Below are 16746 nucleotides of genomic sequence, written 5' to 3' on the forward strand. Positions count from 1 at the left end.
GCGTCTCAGACGTATTCGGTGGGGATCACCGGCTCGCCGCGCGACAGCTGCGTCGCCGACAGCGGCAGCCGGGCGCGGGCCGCCGCGTGCCGGTCGCGTACGACGTCCAGGGCCTCGCGGGACAGGACCTGTCCGCCCTTGACCAGCTGGACCAGGATCTGCTCGTCGGCAAGGTCGCCGGGAACCGGCCCGACGCCGATGACCTCGGCCTCGGCGACCCCCTGACCGTCCAGGCGCCGGGCGGCCCACTTGCGGCCGCCGATGGACGTCTTGCCGCCCGTGGACTTCTTGGCCACCGGCTCCAGCGGCGCCTTCGGGTCGGCCGACTCGGCGCGGGCGACCAGCTTGTAGACCATCGAGCACGTCGGATGGCCGGATCCCGTCACCAGCTGGGTGCCGACGCCGTACGCGTCCACGGGCGCCGCCGCGAGCGAGGCGATGGCGTATTCGTCGAGGTCCGAGGTCACGACGATCTTCGTCCCGGTCGCGCCCAGCTCGTCCAGCTGCCTGCGCACCCGGTGGGCGACGAGCAGCAGGTCGCCGGAGTCGATGCGCACCGCGCCCAGTCCGGTCCCGGCGACCTCGACGGCCGTGCGGACCGCCTCGGCGACGTCGTAGGTGTCCACGAGCAGCGTGGTGCCCGCGCCCAGCGAGTCCACCTGGGCCCGGAAGGCGTCCCGCTCACGGTCGTGCAGGAGGGTGAAGGCGTGTGCGGAGGTGCCCACGGTCGGGATGCCGTAGCGGAAACCGGCGGCCAGGTCGGAGGTGCTGGTGAACCCGCCGATGTACGCGGCGCGCGAGGCGGCCACCGCCGCCAGCTCGTGGGTGCGCCGGGCGCCCATCTCGATCAGCGGCCGGCTGCCCGCGGCGGAGGACATCCGCGAGGCGGCCGCCGCGATGGCGGAGTCGTGGTTGAGGATCGAGAGGATCACCGTCTCCAGGAGCACGCACTCGGCGAAGCTGCCCTCGACCCGCAGCAGGGGCGAGCCGGGGAAGTACACCTCGCCCTCGGGGTAGCCCCAGATGTCCCCGCCGAAGCGGTAGGAGGCGAGCCACTCGAGGGTCGGCTCGTCCACGATCCCGCGCTCCCGCAGGAACCCGATGACGTCCGCGTCGAAGCGGAAGTTCTCGACGGCGTCCAGGACGCGCCCGGTGCCCGCGACGACTCCGTAGCGCCGCCCCTCGGGCAGCCGCCGGGTGAAGACCTCGAAGACCGAGCGCCGCTCGGCGGTCCCGGCCGCGAGCGCGGCCCGGAGCATCGTCAGCTCGTACTGATCCGTGAAGAGCGCCGTAGAGGGAACAGCCACCGGCAACCCAAGGTCCGCTGTGTTCATGGCAGGGATCGTACCCCCATTTCGTCACTTTGACGATTTCTGTCGGGGCGGCGACTTCCAAGGCGCCCGGGCCCGGTTCCGGGGTCCGTTTATGCGGGTGACCCCCTCTGGTGGGAGCATGGGCGATGTGACGGCTCCCGCACCTCTAGAGATCGAGAAGACCGAGTCGGCGGAGGAGGTCTTCGCCGTACCCGAGCCGGACGTCCCCTGGGTCACGATCGTCCACAACGACCCGGTCAACCTCATGAGCTATGTGACGTATGTCTTCCAGTCGTACTTCGGCTATCCCAAGGACAAGGCCACCAAGCTGATGATGGATGTCCACCACAAGGGCCGGGCCGTCGTCTCCAGCGGCACGCGCGAGGAGATGGAGCGCGACGTACAGGCCATGCACGGTTACGGTCTGTGGGCCACCCTTCAGCAGGACCGGAAGTAGCCGCGGCCCCCTGTCAACCGACCGCCCGCAGGACCGGAAGTAGCGAACTCACTCCATGCCCGGACACTTCGAACCGCTCCCCGGCGGCGGCGCGGCCGTCGCGCTCGACGAGATCGAGATCTCCATCATCCGCTCCCTCGCCGTCCAGCTCCTGGAGCTCATCGGTCCCGGTCCCGCGGAGAACACCTCCGCCGACCCGCTCGCCGAGCTGTTCGCCGAGGGCCCCAGCGAGCCGCCGAGCGACCCGGTGCTCAGGCGTCTGTTCCCCGACGCCTACAGCGGCCCCGGAGTCGAGGCCGACACGCCCGAGCGGGCCGACGAGCAGCAGGCCCACTCCGCCGAGTTCCGCCGCTTCACCGAGAACGACCTGCGCGCGGGCAAGCGTGAGAACGCCCTCACGGTGATCCGCTCGCTCGACGCGCTGACACCCGGCGGCGACGGCGGAGCGGTCCTCGAGCTGACCACCGCCCAGTCCGAGCAGTGGCTGCGCGCCCTGAACGACCTGCGCCTCGCCATCGGATCGCGGCTCGACGTCGTCGACGAGGAGGACACCGACCTCCTCTACCGCCTCCCCGACGAGGACCCGCGCAAGCCGATGGTGATGGCGTACCTCTGGCTGGGCGGCCTCCAGGAAACCCTGGTCACCACCCTTATGCCCTGATCCATCCGGTTCTGTCGCCGCGCACGTCAACCTGAGTGTTCGCTCAGGGGACGCTCAAATCCGAATAACGATCACGTCACCGTAACCGCGCCCTTTGGGGCGCGGTTCGACGTTTGTCCGGTTCTTCCTGTGGCCTGCGCAACAACACCCTCAATCGATCAACGCCGCCGCCGTGATAGATCTTCACGACCGCCCGGCAGGACACCACCCATGTCCCGCCGGGTGCGCCACCGAGCCGGCGGACCGCCGGCCAGGCACAAGCTCCACCTGTCCGGGGGGATCGGAAGCCGATTCGAAGCCAGCACTGGCTCGGACCGGTTTGGAGAAAGGCGCACCAGACATGACCTCATCGCAGGTCGGCAAGAGTCACGACGGCAGTGAGGCCGTGGGCGGCGAAGCCCCCGAAGAGGGGTACGAGCGCGGGCTCGGCAGCCGTCAGGTCCAGATGATCGCGATCGGCGGCGCCGTCGGCGTAGGCCTCTTCCTGGGAGCCGGGGCGAACATCGCCAAGGCCGGCCCCAGCCTGATCATGATGTACGCCCTCGCCGGCGTGATCATCTTCTTCATCATGCGGGCGCTCGGCGAGCTCCTGCTCTACCGCCCGGTCTCGGGCTCCTTCGCGGAGTACTCCCGCGAGTTCCTCGGCCCGTTCTTCGGCTACTTCACCGGCTGGACGTACTGGCTGATGTGGGTGGTCACCGGCATGGCCGAGCTCACGGCCGCCGCGATCTACGTCCACTACTGGTTCCCCGGCATCCACCAATGGGTGACGGCACTCGTGTTCCTGGTCGTCCTGTTCGTGGCGAACCTGATCTCCGTGAAGCTCTTCGGCGAGATCGAGTTCTGGTTCTCGATGGTCAAGGTCACCGCGCTGATCGGCATGATCATCATCGGCCTCGGCGTCCTGACCTTCGGCTTCAGCTCCGCCGGTGACACCGCCTCCGTCTCCAACCTCTGGCAGTTCGACGGCTTCTTCCCGAACGGCATCGGCTCGTCCCTGATGACCCTCCAGGGCGTCATGTTCGCCTACCTCGCCGTCGAGCTCGTCGGCGTCACCGCGGGCGAGTCCGAGGACCCCGAGAAGACCCTCCCCAAGGCCATCAACACCCTCCCGTGGCGCATCGCCCTCTTCTACGTCGGCGCCCTCACCGTCATCCTCTGCGTCGTGAAGTGGACGGAGTTCGCGCCGGGCGTGAGCCCCTTCGTCGAGGCGTTCGCGAAGATCGGCATCCCGGCCGGCGCGGGCATCGTCAACTTCGTCGTCCTCACCGCCGCCCTGTCCTCCTGCAACTCGGGCATGTACTCCACGGGCCGCATGCTGCGGAACCTGGCCGAGAGCGGCGAGGCCCCCAAGGTCTTCAACAGGCTGTCCTCGACCAAGACGCCCGCGTTCGGCGTCACGGTCTCCGTGCTCTTCATGGGCATCGGCGTGATCCTCAACTACGTCGCCCCCGGGAAGGCCTTCGGCTACGTCACCTCGGTGGCCACCGCGGCCGGCATCTGGACCTGGCTGATGATCCTGGTCAGCCACATCCGCTACCGCCGCGCCGTCGACGCCGGCCGACTGCCCGCCTCGTCCTTCCCCGCCCCGGGCGGCGCGAAGTGCAGCTATGTCGCGGTCGCGTTCCTCCTCTTCGTCACCGGACTGATCGCGTACGACCGGGACTCCCGCATCTGCCTGTACGTCATGGCCGTCTGGGCCGCCGCCCTGGCCATCGGCTGGGCGATCCTCAAGGCGCGCAACCCCCAGGTCACCGAACGCCGCGAGCCGGAGCTCGAAAAGGTCGGCTGACCGCCACCACGGACGTCCGGCCGACAGGGCCACCGCTCAGGATGTCCGGCATACGGGCCGTCCCGTACCACACCTCGGTACGGGACGGCCCTTCTGTCTATCCTGACCAGCATGCTGACCATCACCGAGGCCCTGTTCGACCAGATCGTCGCCCACGCCCGCCAGGACCACCCCGACGAGGCGTGCGGCGTCGTCGCGGGCCCCGCCGGCAGTGACCGCCCCGAGCGCTTCATCCCGATGCTCAACGCGGCCCGCTCGCCCACGTTCTACGAGTTCGACTCCGGCGACCTGCTCAAGCTCTACCGCGAGATGGACGACCGCGACGAGGAACCCGTCGTCATCTACCACTCGCACACCGCGACCGAGGCCTACCCCTCCCGCACCGACCTCGCCTACGCGAACGAGCCCGGCGCGCACTACGTCCTCGTCTCCACGGCGGACACCGACGACGCCGGACCCTTCCAGTTCCGCTCCTACCGGATCGTGGAAGGCGAGGTCACGGAGGAGGAGGTCAAGGTCGTAGAGAGCTACTGATCTCACCCATCGGCCGAAAAGCGTCCGGAACGTGAGATCACACTCCGGGGCCCGTACCGGGAATCGATACGATGAGCGCATGGTTCTGAACGACGTGAGCGACAAGACGCCGGGCATGCTGCTCGTGGCGCGGCTGCACGTCGACCTGTGCAGGCTGAAAAGCGCCATCTGTACGCGCTGACCCGCCGTCGTACGGCCGGAGAGCCGCGGCTCCGCAACCGGCGTACCCCCTGCCCCGCCCGCGCTGCCGCGCGTCTTCCGACCTGACTTTCCTTCCGACAGGAGCCCGCAACCATGGCCATCGAGGTCCGCATCCCCACCATCCTTCGCACCTACACCAACGGCGAGAAGGCCGTCGAGGGCGGCGGGGCGACCATTGCCGACCTGTTCGCCGACCTCGAAACCCGTCACGCGGGCATCCGGGCCCGGATCGTGGACGGCGGCGAGCTGCGCCGCTTCGTCAACGTCTACCTCAACGACGAGGACGTCCGCTTCCTCGACGGCATCAACACCAAGCTGACCGACGGCGACAACGTCACCATCCTGCCGGCCGTCGCCGGCGGCATGGCCTGATCGGACACGGTTCCCGATGCGCTACGACTCCCCGCTCGCGGCGGTGGGCAACACCCCTCTGGTGCGCCTGCCGCGGCTCTCGCCGTCCGCGAACGTCCGAATCTGGGCGAAGCTGGAGGACCGCAACCCGACCGGTTCGGTCAAGGACCGGCCCGCCCTCCACATGATCGAGCAGGCCGAGAAGGACGGCAGGCTGACACCGGGCTGCACGATCCTTGAGCCGACCAGCGGCAACACCGGCATCTCCCTGGCCATGGCGGCGAAGCTCAAGGGCTACCGCATGGTCTGCGTGATGCCCGAGAACACCTCGCAGGAACGCCGTGACCTGCTCGGCATGTGGGGCGCCGAGATCATCCCCAGCCCGGCCGCCGGCGGTTCCAACACCGCCGTCCGTGTCGCCAAGGAACTCTCGGCGCAGCACCCGGACTGGGTGATGCTCTACCAGTACGGCAACCCGGACAACGCCGGCGCCCACTACGCCACGACGGGCCCGGAGATCCTCGCCGACCTCCCGTCCATCACCCACTTCGTTGCGGGCCTCGGCACCACCGGCACCCTCATGGGCGTCGGCCGCTACCTGCGCGAGCACAAGCCGGACGTCAAGATCGTCGCCGCGGAGCCGCGCTACGACGACCTCGTCTACGGCCTCAGGAACCTGGACGAGGGCTTCGTACCGGAGCTGTACGACGCCTCCGTCCTCACCACCCGCTTCTCCGTCGGCTCGGCGGACGCGGTCACCCGCACCCGGGAACTCCTCCAGCAGGAGGGCATCTTCGCGGGCGTCTCCACCGGAGCCGCGCTGCACGCCGCGATCGGCGTCGGCAACAAGGCCGTCAAGGCAGGAGAGCCCGCCGACATCGCCTTCGTCGTCGCGGACGGCGGCTGGAAGTACCTGTCGACGGGCGTCTACACGGCGGCGACCACGGAAGAGGCCATCGAGGCACTCCAGGGCCAGCTCTGGGCGTAGCCCGGACCCGGCACCGGCCGCCACAGGCCGTACCGCCGCACCGAGGGGCGCGCGGACCGATCGACGGTCCACGCGCCCTTCGCCGTATCCACGGACCGCGGCGCCCGGCCCTCCGGAGTCTCCACCCAGGGGCCCCGCGCTCCGTCGGGATTTCCGGGCGGGACGGCGAAGCGGCTCAGCGTGCCAGGTACCTGACCTGGTCCTCGCGGCTCAGCGTGCCGGATACCGGAGCTGGTCCTCGCGGCTCAGCGTGCCAGGTACCTGACCTGGTCCCACAGGACCGGATCCACCACACCGACCCGCCGCCGGAAGTCACCGACGGACATCTCGCGCAGCTCGTCCGTCTCCAGGAAACTCGGCCGCCCCCGAGCGTCCCCCACGGCGCCCGGAGGCAGCGGGATCACCCCAGGCCGCTCGTCGTGGTACTTGCTGGTGATCTTCGCGACGGTCACCCGCCTCCCGCGCACCCCCAGCACCAGGCACGGCCGGTCCTTGGCCCCGGGCCCGTCCTCGTAGGGGACGTTCGCCCACCAGATCTCCGCCGCCCGCGGAAGCGGCCCGCCGCGCCCGGTTCCCTCCCGGCGCGGTCCCCGGCCCCGGCCCGGCGGACGCCTCCGAGCGGCCGGCCGGCGCCCGCGGCGCCCCCAGCCGTCCACCAGCGTCGCGACCAGCGCGAGCAGAACCACCGCCGCCAACGCGAGCCACCAGGACGTGTCCACAGCAAAGAAGGTACCGGCGCGCGTGCACCCCTGCCCGCCCTGCGACACCCCCGGCACCCAGGGCCGCTGTACGAACTGATCCAAACGCCGCCCCTCAGGTCCATCCGAACCGGTGACAGCACAGGTGAGTTCGCCCACAACAGCCCCTGGCGGAGGAGCGACCCGCCGTTTTGCGCCTTACGCTCGACGGACCCGCACGACCCCCGTCTCCCCGTTTCCAGCTGTTACCCGCCAGCGGAGGTTTCTGCTTTATGAAGCTCACCGTCGTCGGCTGCTCGGGGTCGTTCCCGTCCGCGGAATCGGCCTGCTCGAGCTACCTCGTAGAGGCCGACGGCTTCCGGCTGCTTCTCGACATGGGCAACGGTGCCCTCGGCGAGTTGCAGCGCCACTGCGGTCTCTACGACCTCGACGCGATCTTCCTGAGTCATCTGCACGCCGACCACTGCATCGACATGTGCGCCTACTTCGTCGCGCGCTACTACCGGCACGACGGCGGCCGCTGCGACCCGCTCCCGGTGTACGGCCCCGAGGGAACCGAGCACCGCCTCACCACGGCCTACGCCGACACCCCCACCGCCTCGTCCATGAGCGAGGTCTTCGACTTCCACACGGTCAAGCCGTCCACCTTCGAGGTCGGGCCCTTCACCGTGCACACCGAACGGGTGGCGCACCCGGTGGAGGCGTACGGCATCCGGGTGGAACACGGCGGACGGTCGTTGACGTACTCCGGTGACAGCGGGGTGACCGGCGCCCTGGACGAACTCGCCCGCGACACGGACCTGTTCCTGTGCGAGGCCGCGTTCACCCACGGCAAGGAGAACATCCCCGGCCTGCACCTCAACGGCCTGGAGGCCGGCGAGACCGCCGCCCGCGCGGGCGCCCGCCGACTGGTCCTCACCCACATCCCCCCGTGGACGGACGCCGACACCAACCTGACGGACGCCCGCTCGGCGTACCGGGGCCCGGTGGAACTGGCGGCACCGGGGGCGACGTACGAGATCTGACGCCCACGGCGTGCGCGAAGGCCCCCGGAGCCAGGTGGTTCCGGGGGCCTTCGCGTGCAGTGGGGGAGGGCTCACGCCTTGGTGAGGTCCTCGAGTTCCTCCTCGGGCTCACGGCCCGGGGTGGGGAGGTTGAACTTGGTGATCGCGAAGCGGAAGACCGTGTAGTAGATCGCCGCGAAGACCAGACCGATCGGAATGATCAGCCAGGGCTTGGTGGCCAGGTTCCAGTTCAGCGCGTAGTCGATGAAGCCCGCGGAGAACGTGAAGCCCGCGTGGACGCCGAGCGCCCAGGTGACCGCCAGGGACAGGGCGGTCAGCACCGCGTGGATCGCGTACAGGAGCGGGGCGATGAACATGAACGAGAACTCGATCGGCTCCGTCACACCCGTCACGAACGAGGTCAGCGCCAGCGAGATCATCATGCCCATCACGGCCTTGCGGCGCTCGGGGCGGGCGGAGTGCGCGATGGCGATCGCGGCGGCCGGCAGACCGAACATCATGATGGGGAAGAAGCCCGACATGAACATTCCGGCGCTCGGGTCACCGGCGAAGAACCGGTTGAGGTCACCGTGGACCACCGTGCCCGCGGAGTTCTTGAAGTCGCCGATCTGGAACCAGGACACGGCGTTCACGAACTGGTGCATGCCGACCGGGATCAGCGCGCGGTTGATGAGACCGAACAGGCCCGCGCCGACCGTGCCGAGACCGGTGATCCACTCGCCGAAGTTGGAGATGCCGGTACCGATCGGCTCCCACACGAGACCAAAGAAGACGCCCATGGCCGTGCCGACGAACGCCATGACGATCGGCACCAGACGGCGGCCGTTGAAGAAGCCGAGCCAGTCCACCAGCTTCTTGCGGTGGTAGCGCTGCCACAGCACGGCGGACAGCAGACCCATGATGATGCCGCCGAGGACACCGGGGTTGTTGTAGGTCGCCGCTATGTCGGCGCCCTTCTGGATCTTCGCCTCGGTGACCGGGAAGGCCTCGAGCACCTTGCTGTAGACCAGGAAGCCGACCAGGGCCGCGAGCGCGGTGGAGCCGTCCGCCTTCTTGGCGAAGCCGATCGCCACACCGATGCAGAACAGCATCGCCAGGTTGTCGAAGATCGCGTGACCGGCGGTGGCGAACACCAGCGTGACCTTGTCGGGCAGGTGCAGCTTCTGTGCGATGTCCGGCACTCCCAGACGCAGCAGGATGCCCGCCGCCGGAAGCACGGCGATCGGCAGCTGAAGGCTGCGGCCGATCTTCTGCAGGCCCTGGAACAGGCCGGATCCCCGCTTCTTCGCGGGTGCCGCCGTTGCGGTGGCGGTGCTCATAGGTTCCTCCATGCGCTGGTGCTGCCGGGGGACGGGAGAGGTACGACAGGGGTCGGCAGCGACCTGTGGTCTACACCACCAGTGGTGTAGACCTGTTTTGTAGCACGGTGAAGGCTGGATAAGGAAGGCACGAATTTTGTGGCCTCGGCCATAACGGGAACAACTGATTCCGTTCATGCCGGAGACCCCCGGACCGAAAGGTCCGGGGGCCTCCACCGTGAGCGGGGAACGCGCGGGGACGATCCGCGCGGTCACCGGCGCGAAGGACTACGCCTTCGTCGTGTCCTCGACGTCCTCCTCCGGCTCCCGCCCCGGAGTCTTCAGATCGAACTTCGTGATCGCGAACCGGAAGATCGCGTAGTACACCGCGGCGAAGCACAACCCGATCGGAATGATCAACCACGGCTTCGTCGCCAGGTTCCAGTTGATGACGTAGTCGATCAGACCCGCGGAGAAACTGAAGCCGTCGTGCACACCCAGCCCCCAACTCACCGCCATCGACACACCGGTGAGCACCGCGTGCACCGCGTACAGCAGCGGCGCGATGAACAGGAACGAGTACTCGATCGGCTCGGTGATGCCCGTGACGAACGACGTCAGCGCCACCGAGAGCATCAGACCGCCGACCTCCTTGCGCCGGTGCGGCTTCGCGGTGTGCGTCATCGCCAGCGCCGCCGCCGGCAGCGCGAACATCATGATCGGGAAGAAGCCCGTGAGGAACTGCCCGGCGTTCGGGTCGCCCGCCAGGAACATGTTGATGTCACCGTGCACCACCTGCCCGTCGGGCTTCGTGAAACTGCCGAACTGGAACCAGATGGGCACGTTCAGGAACTGGTGCAGACCGATCACCAGCAGGGCCCGGTTGGCCAGACCGAACACACCCGAACCCCACGCCCCCAGCCCGACGAGCCAGTCGCTGAAGTTCTCCAGCGCGGTACCGATCGGCGGCCAGACCCACAGACACAACGAGGCGAACAGGATGGAGACGAACGCCATGATGATCGGCACCAGACGCCGCCCGTTGAAGAAGCCCAGCCAGTCCACCAGCTTCGTACGGTGGTAGCGCTGCCAGAAGTACGCCGACAGCAGCCCGATCACGATGCCGCCGAAGACCCCGGGATTCTGGTAAGTGAACTCGACGACCGAGTTGTCCTCCAGCTGACAGCCCAGCGCGATCTTGGCGCTCCCGCCCGGACAGGTCTTCGGAAACGCGCGCAGCACGTTGTAGTAGACGAGGAAACCCACCACCGCCGCCAGCGCCGTGGAACCGTCCGACTTCTTCGCCATACCGATGGCCACACCGACACAGAACAGCATCGGCAGCCCCAGAGAACCGTCCAGCAGCGCGCCACCCGCCGCGCCGATCACCCTGGACAGGTTGTCCCAGCCGAGCCCCTCCGCACCGAACACGTCCGGCTGACCCAGCCGGTTGAGGATGCCCGCGGCCGGCAGCACCGCGATCGGCAACTGGAGGCTGCGGCCCATCTTCTGAAGCCCCTGGAAAGCCTTGTGCCAGCGGGCGCGCGCTGGCGACACATCACTCACGGCACTCATGGGCGTCCTCCGGGCGGGCCGGTTTGGCGACTGCCCGCCGACTGGTGTAGACCAGTTGACGACGGGTCGCTCTGTCGTGATCGCCATCCTTCGGCACCTACGACATGACCGCTCGCGAAGTTGGGCCAACTGTGGGTTACTGCGAAAAAGCGGTTCTGATCAGGGAGTAAGGACATGGCCACCAAGGCTGAGAAGATCGTCGCCGGGCTCGGCGGCATCGACAACATCGAAGAGGTCGAAGGCTGCATCACCCGCCTGCGCACCGAGGTCAAGGACCCCTCACTGGTCGACGAAGCCGCACTCAAGGCCGCAGGCGCCCACGGAGTCGTCAAGATGGGCACCGCCATCCAGGTCGTCATCGGCACCGACGCCGACCCGATCGCCGCCGACATCGAAGACCTGATGTGAGCGAGGGGACCCACTGAAGCCACCCGGCCCCACGCGCGCCGCACACCGCTTCAGGAACCCCGGCTCACCCGTGAGGGGCTGTTTCCGCCACCGGCGGACAGCCCCTCACGCATGTGCCGATAGGCTCGACGCCATGTCTCGAATCGACGGCCGCACCCCCGAACAGCTGCGCCCCATCACCATCCAGCGTGGCTGGAGCAAGCATGCCGAGGGCTCCGTCCTCGTCTCCTTCGGCGACACCAAGGTCTTCTGCACGGCCTCCGTCACCGAAGGCGTCCCGCGCTGGCGCAAGGGCAGCGGCGAAGGCTGGGTCACCGCCGAATACTCCATGCTCCCCCGCGCCACCAACACCCGCGGCGACCGCGAATCCGTCCGCGGCAAGATCGGCGGCCGCACCCACGAGATCAGCCGCCTCATCGGCCGCTCCCTGCGCGCCGTCATCGACTACAAGGCACTCGGCGAGAACACCATCGTCCTCGACTGCGACGTCCTCCAGGCCGACGGCGGCACCCGCACAGCCGCCATCACCGGCGCCTACGTCGCCCTCGCCGACGCCGTCACCTGGGCCCAGGGCAAGAAGCTCATCAAGCCCGGCCGCAAGCCGCTCACCGGCACCGTCTCCGCCGTCTCCGTCGGCATCGTCGGCGGCGTCCCCCTCCTCGACCTCCGCTACGAGGAGGACGTCAAGGCCGACACCGACATGAACGTCGTCTGCACCGGCGACGGCCGCTTCGTCGAGGTCCAGGGCACCGCCGAGGCCGAGCCCTTCGACCGCAAGGAGCTCAACGCCCTCCTCGACCTCGCCGTCGCGGGCTGCGACGAACTCGCCGCCATCCAGCGCGCGGTACTCGAAGAGACCGGCGAGGCAACCGCGGGTTAACCCTTCGCGTTCTTATGGGTACGGGCGTACGGTCCAGCCGTGCGCCCGCCGGCCCCTTCGGGCGGATCGGGCCGACCGCACAGCGGACCGGTGCGGTGCGCCGTCGTGGCCGCACCACATACGCCCACGGGGAGGGACCGTTCCATGGCCGCGCGCCACCGCAACCGCCGCCGCACCGCCGCACTCGCCGTCGTCGCCGTACTCGCCGTCCTGCCGGCGACCGTCGGCTGCGACGCGGTCAACAAGGCGCTCGACTGCGTGCAGACCGCCGACTCCATAGCCGACAGCGTCACCGCGCTCCAGCAGGCCGTCGAGAACGCGGCGAACGACCCGACGCAGACCGACGCGTCCCTCAACGCCATAGAGAACAACCTCGGCAAGATCGGCGACAAGACCGACAACGCCGACGTCAACAAGGCGGTCGACGACCTGAACAAGGCCGTCGCGAACGTCCGCACCGCCGTCAAGAACGGCGACACCGCCCCCGACATCAGCCCCGTCACGGCAGCGGCGGGCGAACTGACGAAGGTGTGCACGCCGTAGCGGCCGACCGGGCCCCTGGCCTGAGACGAGCGGTGGCGCCGTCGGGTACCGGTTCCGGGCGGGGCCCGGGGCGGGTTGCGGGGCCGTCGGCGCGCCAGTTTCGGGCGGGGGCCTGGGGCTGTCTGCGAGGCCGTCAGGTACCGGTTTCGGGCGGGAGTCCCGGGGCGGACTGCGGGTCCGTCAGGAACCAGTCCCGGGCGGGGGTCCCGGGGTGGTCTGTGGGTCCGTCAGGAACCGGGCCCGGGCCCGGTTCGGAGATACTGGCGACCATGACCCGCCTGATCCTCGCCACCCGCAACGCCGGAAAGCTCACCGAGTTGAAGGCGATCCTCGCCGACGCAGGGCTCACCCATGACCTCGTCGGCGCGGACGCCTACCCCGACATCCCCGACGTCAAGGAAACCGGCGTCACCTTCGCCGAGAACGCACTGCTCAAGGCCCACGCCCTCGCCCAGGCCACCGGACTGCCCGCCGTCGCCGACGACTCGGGCCTGTGCGTCGACGTCCTGAACGGCGCCCCCGGCATCTTCTCCGCCCGCTGGACCGGCCGGCACGGCGACGACCGGGCCAACCTGGACCTGCTCCTCGCCCAGCTCTCCGACATCGACGCCCCCCACCGGGGCGCCCACTTCGCCTGCGCGGCGGCGCTCGCCCTGCCGGACGGCACGGAACGCGTGGTCGAGGGCCAGCTCCTGGGTACCCTCCGCCACACCCCCGCAGGCAAGAACGGCTTCGGCTACGACCCGATTCTCCAGCCCGAGGGCGACACCCGCACCTGCGCGGAACTGACCCCCGAGGAAAAGAACGCGATCAGCCACCGGGGCAAGGCGTTCCGGGCACTGGTGCCGGTGGTGCGGGAGCTGTTGGGCTGAGATACGGAGAGGGGCCGCCTTGCGGGGCGGCCCCTCTGCGCGTGCGGCCGGTGGGACTTGAACCCACACGGGCTTTCGCCCACGGGCTCCTAAGGCCCGCGCGTGCTGCCAATTTCGCCACGGCCGCTCAAAAACGGTCATCGCGCTCGACCGGTGGCATTCAGTGTACGGGGACGACAGGTCACCCGGCGAGAGGTGCCTTTCCCTTCTGACGGCACCACGTCTCCGTCAGCGAATGACAGTTGGGACACAGGTATCGCAGATTCTCCCTGCGGTTGTCACGCCAGTCCCCATTGACATGGTCGATCTGCAAGGTGATCGGGCGGCCCAGCCATTCACCGGTATTGCCGCACCCCGTGCACGCGTAGGGCACCCCCACTTCGCTCATGGCTCGGTGGAGCCGGGTCCTGTTGGTCCGTCCGGCCTGGTCCGGCAGGACAACCAGTACCCGATGCGCAGTTGGCGAGGAAGGCGGGCGCTCCGGCCTCCCCCAGGCACGACGCTTGAAATGGCTGGTGTCGATACGGAGACGGGAGGCTGCGCGCCGGACGCGCCGGTGATTCGTGTCGTTGACGTCCATACCGAGATCGCGCATGACATCGGCATAGCTGGTGGAGCCCCGCACGGCACTGCGCAACCTGTCCTCGGGAATCGGTGTACGCCGGTAGGAGAAGTGCCCGATTTCGACACCGTGGACTGCCGGCATCCGGCTCAGAGTCGCGCGCGACCGGCTGTCGTCCGGAACGCCCAGAGCGCGAGCCACGCCCCGCACGCTCGCAGCCGTGGCCGCGGCTGTCCTGAGTTCCTCCGAAGTGAAGGGCAGGTCCAACTCGGGCCGATCCATGCCCGGGAAGTGCCTGATGTCGATGCCTGCCGCGCTGATGCGGCGTCGAATGTGGGAAAGCGTTCCTGTGGCCGGGGTGGCACCCAGTTTCAGGGCCACTTCGCGCAGCGAGGACGACGAGGCGGCGGCTTCCGAGATGGCCGCATCCGGGTACTTGCGCCACGGGCTGCTTGGCGAAGTGGCGTGTGTCGAGTCCGTGGAACGCCACCTTCTCCTGGAGCACGCGGCGTTGGCCTCCACTCGGCCTGAGATCGAGCCGCCGCATCAGATCGGTCCAGTTGCGCGCCTCTGCGACGACCGGCGCGAGGCGTTCCCTGTCGTACGGGTCCGGTTCCGGCACGACATGGCCAGGAGCGGTCTTCGTCGCCCGTTCCGCTGTTCTCCGCCCGCTCATGCACCCCTCCGTTCTCGGCCGCGCGTTCGCGGCCTCGTACGGGCTGACGAACCGTTTATCGGACGGTTACGCCCTGTGAGGGGTGTTCGGGGTGGGATCAGTGCCCCGATGTCGCCTTCAGGCCCACTACCGACACCAGGAGCAGGCAGATGAAGAAGATGCGGGCCGCCGTCATGGGTTCGCCGAGGATGGTCATGCCCAGGATCGCCGCGCCCGCCGCGCCGATGCCTACCCAGACGCCGTAGGCCGTGCCGATGGGGAGGGACTTGGCGGCGTACGAGAGAAGGACCATGCTCGCCACGATGCCCGCGCCGGTGAGGATGCTCGGGACCGGGCGGGTGAAGCCGTCGGTGTACTTCATCCCGATCGACCAGCCCACTTCGAGGAGACCGGCGACGATCAGCAGAACCCAGGCCATGACGCATACCTCCGAGAGACGGGCGGCGGGGTGCGTCGTCTTTGCCAGGCCCGGTACGGCGCGTCTCGTCGGGGTCCTTCCATGGTAGCAAAAGAATGGCAAAAGGGGCCGGTGACCATGGTCACCAGCCCCTCCAGGCGTTCTGCGCCCTACAAATACAGGCCCGTCGAGTCCTCGGAGCCCTCGAAGCGGTCCGCGGCCACGGCGTGCAGATCCCGCTCGCGCATCAGCACGTAGGCGATCCCGCGCACCTCGACCTCGGCCCGGTCCTCGGGGTCGTACAGGACCCGGTCGCCCGGCTCGACCGTACGGACGTTCTGCCCGACCGCGACGACGTCGGCCCAGGCGAGGCGGCGGCCCACGGCCGCCGTCGCGGGGATCAGGATGCCGCCGCCCGAGCGCCGCTCGCCCTCGGCGGCGTCCTGCCGCACCAGCACGCGGTCGTGCAGCATCCGGATGGGCAGCTTGTCGTCATGGGTGCTGTGCGTTTCACGGTTGGCGCTCACGCCCTGAACCTACCTGTCCCGGCCGCTTTCGTACGCGCGCGGGTCAGCCCTTGCGGCGCCGCGCGCCCACCACGAGCAGTCCGACGAGTCCGGCCGCGGCCAGGGCCACCGGCACGATGCGCTCCAGCCGGGGCGCGCCCTCCTCCGTGACGAACTGCCCCTTCACGTCGCCGACGACACGGTTGACACCGACGTAGGCGCGTCCCAGGGTGTGGTCGATGTTCGAGGCGACCTTCGCCCTGGCGTCTCCGACGATCGTCTTCGGGTGCACCCGTACGCCGATCTCGTCGAGCGTGTCGGCGAGCGTTGTGCGGCGGTGCTTGATGTCCGCCTCGATCTGCGCCGGAGTCCTGGTATCCGGCGTTCTCGACGTATCCGACACCGCGCTGCCTCCGTGGTCGTGTTGTGACTCCCTGATTCGGACAGTCTGTCAGTTCGTACCGGACCGCACCCCTCGGCACCCCCCATTACGCTCGTCCGTATCCATTTCATCTTCCCGGCCACGTGAGGTTCCGATGAGTGAGCGACTTCAGCCCGGCGACACCGCCCCCGCCTTCAGCCTGCCCGACGCCGACGGCAACGAGGTCTCCCTGGCCGACCACAAGGGCCGCAAGGTCATCGTCTACTTCTACCCGGCGGCCCTGACTCCCGGCTGCACGAAGCAGGCCTGCGACTTCACGGACAACCTGGAGCTGCTGGCGGGCGCCGGTTACGACGTGATCGGTGTCTCCCCGGACAAGCCCGAGAAGCTGGCCAAGTTCCGTGAGAAGGAGTCCCTGAAGGTCACCCTGGTCGGCGACCCGGACAAGACGGTCCTGGAGGCGTACGGGGCCTTCGGCGAGAAGAAGCTGTACGGCAAGACGGTCGTCGGTGTCATCCGTTCCACGGTGGTCGTGGACGAGGAGGGCAAGGTCGAGCGGGCGCTGTACAACGTGAAGGCGACCGGTCACGTGGCGAAGATCATCAAGGATCTGGGGATCTGACGGCT

At 68.8% G+C, this 16746-nt stretch carries 21 protein-coding genes, 1 tRNA gene and 1 riboswitch; of the genes, 13 read left to right on the forward strand and 9 right to left on the reverse strand.

Features of this window, described 5'->3' with window-relative positions:
* Positions 1-5 precede the first annotated feature (5 nt).
* Entirely contained in the window at positions 6-1334 is a 1329-nt protein-coding gene (locus ABZV42_RS22055; RefSeq protein ID WP_355980643.1) for a nicotinate phosphoribosyltransferase, read from the reverse strand.
* Positions 1335-1452: 118 nt separating this feature from the next.
* Between ABZV42_RS22055 and clpS the strand changes: the two genes are divergently transcribed.
* The 7 genes from clpS (at position 1453) to ABZV42_RS22090 (ending at position 6297) form a co-directional block, all read left to right on the forward strand.
* Positions 1453-1770: an ATP-dependent Clp protease adapter ClpS gene (gene clpS, locus ABZV42_RS22060; protein WP_355980646.1), complete on the forward strand. Its 318-nt coding sequence runs from the start codon at positions 1453-1455 to the stop codon at positions 1768-1770.
* Positions 1771-1825: 55 nt separating this feature from the next.
* Complete coding sequence (locus ABZV42_RS22065) at positions 1826-2431, forward strand: DUF2017 domain-containing protein (protein ID WP_355980649.1); 606 nt, start codon at positions 1826-1828, stop codon at positions 2429-2431.
* Between the two features lie 340 nt (positions 2432-2771).
* Complete coding sequence (locus ABZV42_RS22070) at positions 2772-4223, forward strand: amino acid permease (protein ID WP_355980652.1); 1452 nt, start codon at positions 2772-2774, stop codon at positions 4221-4223.
* A gap of 111 nt (positions 4224-4334) precedes the next feature.
* Positions 4335-4757 carry a M67 family metallopeptidase gene (locus tag ABZV42_RS22075; RefSeq protein ID WP_355980655.1) on the forward strand — a complete coding sequence of 141 codons (423 nt, stop codon included), beginning with the start codon at positions 4335-4337 and terminating at the stop codon, positions 4755-4757.
* A 79-nt stretch (positions 4758-4836) separates the two neighbouring features.
* Positions 4837-4938, forward strand: a complete 102-nt coding sequence (locus ABZV42_RS22080; RefSeq protein WP_355980658.1) for a putative leader peptide — start codon at positions 4837-4839, stop codon at positions 4936-4938.
* 113 nt (positions 4939-5051) lie between these two features.
* Entirely contained in the window at positions 5052-5330 is a 279-nt protein-coding gene (locus ABZV42_RS22085) for a MoaD/ThiS family protein (protein WP_355980661.1), read from the forward strand.
* Between the two features lie 16 nt (positions 5331-5346).
* Complete coding sequence (locus ABZV42_RS22090) at positions 5347-6297, forward strand: cysteine synthase (RefSeq protein WP_356053209.1); 951 nt, start codon at positions 5347-5349, stop codon at positions 6295-6297.
* Between the two features lie 245 nt (positions 6298-6542).
* Here the strand turns inward: ABZV42_RS22090 and ABZV42_RS22095 are convergent, their stop codons facing one another.
* Positions 6543-7016, reverse strand: a complete 474-nt coding sequence (locus ABZV42_RS22095) for a type II toxin-antitoxin system PemK/MazF family toxin (RefSeq protein ID WP_355980667.1) — start codon at positions 7014-7016, stop codon at positions 6543-6545.
* 251 nt (positions 7017-7267) lie between these two features.
* Between ABZV42_RS22095 and ABZV42_RS22100 the strand changes: the two genes are divergently transcribed.
* Complete coding sequence (locus ABZV42_RS22100) at positions 7268-8020, forward strand: MBL fold metallo-hydrolase (RefSeq protein ID WP_355980670.1); 753 nt, start codon at positions 7268-7270, stop codon at positions 8018-8020.
* A gap of 71 nt (positions 8021-8091) precedes the next feature.
* Here ABZV42_RS22100 and ABZV42_RS22105 read toward each other — a convergent pair whose 3' ends face one another.
* Both ABZV42_RS22105 and ABZV42_RS22110 read right to left on the reverse strand, forming a co-directional pair.
* Positions 8092-9339, reverse strand: coding sequence for a PTS transporter subunit EIIC (locus ABZV42_RS22105; protein ID WP_355980673.1), 1248 nt, complete (start codon positions 9337-9339; stop codon positions 8092-8094).
* A 267-nt stretch (positions 9340-9606) separates the two neighbouring features.
* Positions 9607-10893: a PTS transporter subunit EIIC gene (locus ABZV42_RS22110; protein ID WP_355980676.1), complete on the reverse strand. Its 1287-nt coding sequence runs from the start codon at positions 10891-10893 to the stop codon at positions 9607-9609.
* 174 nt (positions 10894-11067) lie between these two features.
* Between ABZV42_RS22110 and ABZV42_RS22115 the strand changes: the two genes are divergently transcribed.
* The 4 genes from ABZV42_RS22115 to rdgB all read left to right on the forward strand — a co-directional run bounded on the left by ABZV42_RS22115 (position 11068) and on the right by rdgB (position 13596).
* Positions 11068-11301, forward strand: coding sequence for a PTS glucose/sucrose transporter subunit IIB (locus ABZV42_RS22115; RefSeq protein ID WP_019065908.1), 234 nt, complete (start codon positions 11068-11070; stop codon positions 11299-11301).
* Positions 11302-11434: 133 nt separating this feature from the next.
* Positions 11435-12181 carry a ribonuclease PH gene (gene rph / locus ABZV42_RS22120; RefSeq protein ID WP_355980678.1) on the forward strand — a complete coding sequence of 249 codons (747 nt, stop codon included), beginning with the start codon at positions 11435-11437 and terminating at the stop codon, positions 12179-12181.
* Between the two features lie 144 nt (positions 12182-12325).
* Positions 12326-12724 (forward strand): hypothetical protein, encoded by a 399-nt coding sequence (locus ABZV42_RS22125; protein ID WP_355980680.1) that lies wholly within the window; start codon positions 12326-12328, stop codon positions 12722-12724.
* A 269-nt stretch (positions 12725-12993) separates the two neighbouring features.
* A complete protein-coding gene (gene rdgB / locus ABZV42_RS22130) occupies positions 12994-13596 on the forward strand; it encodes an RdgB/HAM1 family non-canonical purine NTP pyrophosphatase (RefSeq protein ID WP_356053211.1) in 603 nt (200 codons plus the stop codon).
* A 42-nt stretch (positions 13597-13638) separates the two neighbouring features.
* On the opposite strand, the gene ABZV42_RS22135 is transcribed toward rdgB, so the two are convergent.
* From ABZV42_RS22135 to ABZV42_RS22155, 5 genes are all read right to left on the reverse strand, one after another.
* Positions 13639-13723, reverse strand: a tRNA-Leu gene (locus ABZV42_RS22135).
* A 54-nt stretch (positions 13724-13777) separates the two neighbouring features.
* Entirely contained in the window at positions 13778-14539 is a 762-nt protein-coding gene (locus ABZV42_RS22140; protein WP_356053213.1) for an HNH endonuclease, read from the reverse strand.
* 392 nt (positions 14540-14931) lie between these two features.
* Positions 14932-15252, reverse strand: a complete 321-nt coding sequence (locus ABZV42_RS22145) for a multidrug efflux SMR transporter (RefSeq protein ID WP_355980686.1) — start codon at positions 15250-15252, stop codon at positions 14932-14934.
* A 29-nt stretch (positions 15253-15281) separates the two neighbouring features.
* A riboswitch (guanidine-III (ykkC-III) riboswitch) is annotated at positions 15282-15351 on the reverse strand.
* A 50-nt stretch (positions 15352-15401) separates the two neighbouring features.
* Positions 15402-15704: a co-chaperone GroES gene (locus ABZV42_RS22150; protein ID WP_103554526.1), complete on the reverse strand. Its 303-nt coding sequence runs from the start codon at positions 15702-15704 to the stop codon at positions 15402-15404.
* Positions 15705-15801: 97 nt separating this feature from the next.
* Positions 15802-16140, reverse strand: a complete 339-nt coding sequence (locus ABZV42_RS22155; protein WP_355980688.1) for a DUF3618 domain-containing protein — start codon at positions 16138-16140, stop codon at positions 15802-15804.
* A gap of 133 nt (positions 16141-16273) precedes the next feature.
* On the opposite strand from ABZV42_RS22155, the gene bcp reads away from it, so the two are divergent.
* Positions 16274-16741 carry a thioredoxin-dependent thiol peroxidase gene (gene bcp / locus ABZV42_RS22160; protein WP_355980691.1) on the forward strand — a complete coding sequence of 156 codons (468 nt, stop codon included), beginning with the start codon at positions 16274-16276 and terminating at the stop codon, positions 16739-16741.
* The last annotated feature ends 5 nt before the right edge of the window (positions 16742-16746 follow it).

The organism is Streptomyces sp. NPDC005281, from assembly GCF_040607495.1.
Lineage (GTDB): Bacteria > Actinomycetota > Actinomycetes > Streptomycetales > Streptomycetaceae > Streptomyces.

What these genes read in the sequence shown, in the direction of transcription:
- rph (WP_355980678.1), top strand. Translation starts at nt 11,435, where the DNA reads ATGTCTCGAATCGACGGCCGCACCCCCGAACAGCTGCGCCCCATCACC.
- ABZV42_RS22105 (WP_355980673.1), bottom strand. Translation starts at nt 9,339, where the DNA reads ATGAGCACCGCCACCGCAACGGCGGCACCCGCGAAGAAGCGGGGATCC.
- clpS (WP_355980646.1), top strand. Translation starts at nt 1,453, where the DNA reads ATGGGCGATGTGACGGCTCCCGCACCTCTAGAGATCGAGAAGACCGAG.
- ABZV42_RS22085 (WP_355980661.1), top strand. Translation starts at nt 5,052, where the DNA reads ATGGCCATCGAGGTCCGCATCCCCACCATCCTTCGCACCTACACCAAC.
- ABZV42_RS22110 (WP_355980676.1), bottom strand. Translation starts at nt 10,893, where the DNA reads ATGAGTGCCGTGAGTGATGTGTCGCCAGCGCGCGCCCGCTGGCACAAG.
- ABZV42_RS22055 (WP_355980643.1), bottom strand. Translation starts at nt 1,334, where the DNA reads ATGAACACAGCGGACCTTGGGTTGCCGGTGGCTGTTCCCTCTACGGCG.
- bcp (WP_355980691.1), top strand. Translation starts at nt 16,274, where the DNA reads ATGAGTGAGCGACTTCAGCCCGGCGACACCGCCCCCGCCTTCAGCCTG.
- ABZV42_RS22100 (WP_355980670.1), top strand. Translation starts at nt 7,268, where the DNA reads ATGAAGCTCACCGTCGTCGGCTGCTCGGGGTCGTTCCCGTCCGCGGAA.
- ABZV42_RS22150 (WP_103554526.1), bottom strand. Translation starts at nt 15,704, where the DNA reads ATGCTGCACGACCGCGTGCTGGTGCGGCAGGACGCCGCCGAGGGCGAG.
- ABZV42_RS22115 (WP_019065908.1), top strand. Translation starts at nt 11,068, where the DNA reads ATGGCCACCAAGGCTGAGAAGATCGTCGCCGGGCTCGGCGGCATCGAC.
- ABZV42_RS22075 (WP_355980655.1), top strand. Translation starts at nt 4,335, where the DNA reads ATGCTGACCATCACCGAGGCCCTGTTCGACCAGATCGTCGCCCACGCC.
- ABZV42_RS22090 (WP_356053209.1), top strand. Translation starts at nt 5,347, where the DNA reads ATGCGCTACGACTCCCCGCTCGCGGCGGTGGGCAACACCCCTCTGGTG.
- ABZV42_RS22125 (WP_355980680.1), top strand. Translation starts at nt 12,326, where the DNA reads ATGGCCGCGCGCCACCGCAACCGCCGCCGCACCGCCGCACTCGCCGTC.
- ABZV42_RS22080 (WP_355980658.1), top strand. Translation starts at nt 4,837, where the DNA reads ATGGTTCTGAACGACGTGAGCGACAAGACGCCGGGCATGCTGCTCGTG.
- ABZV42_RS22145 (WP_355980686.1), bottom strand. Translation starts at nt 15,252, where the DNA reads ATGGCCTGGGTTCTGCTGATCGTCGCCGGTCTCCTCGAAGTGGGCTGG.
- ABZV42_RS22070 (WP_355980652.1), top strand. Translation starts at nt 2,772, where the DNA reads ATGACCTCATCGCAGGTCGGCAAGAGTCACGACGGCAGTGAGGCCGTG.
- rdgB (WP_356053211.1), top strand. Translation starts at nt 12,994, where the DNA reads ATGACCCGCCTGATCCTCGCCACCCGCAACGCCGGAAAGCTCACCGAG.
- ABZV42_RS22065 (WP_355980649.1), top strand. Translation starts at nt 1,826, where the DNA reads ATGCCCGGACACTTCGAACCGCTCCCCGGCGGCGGCGCGGCCGTCGCG.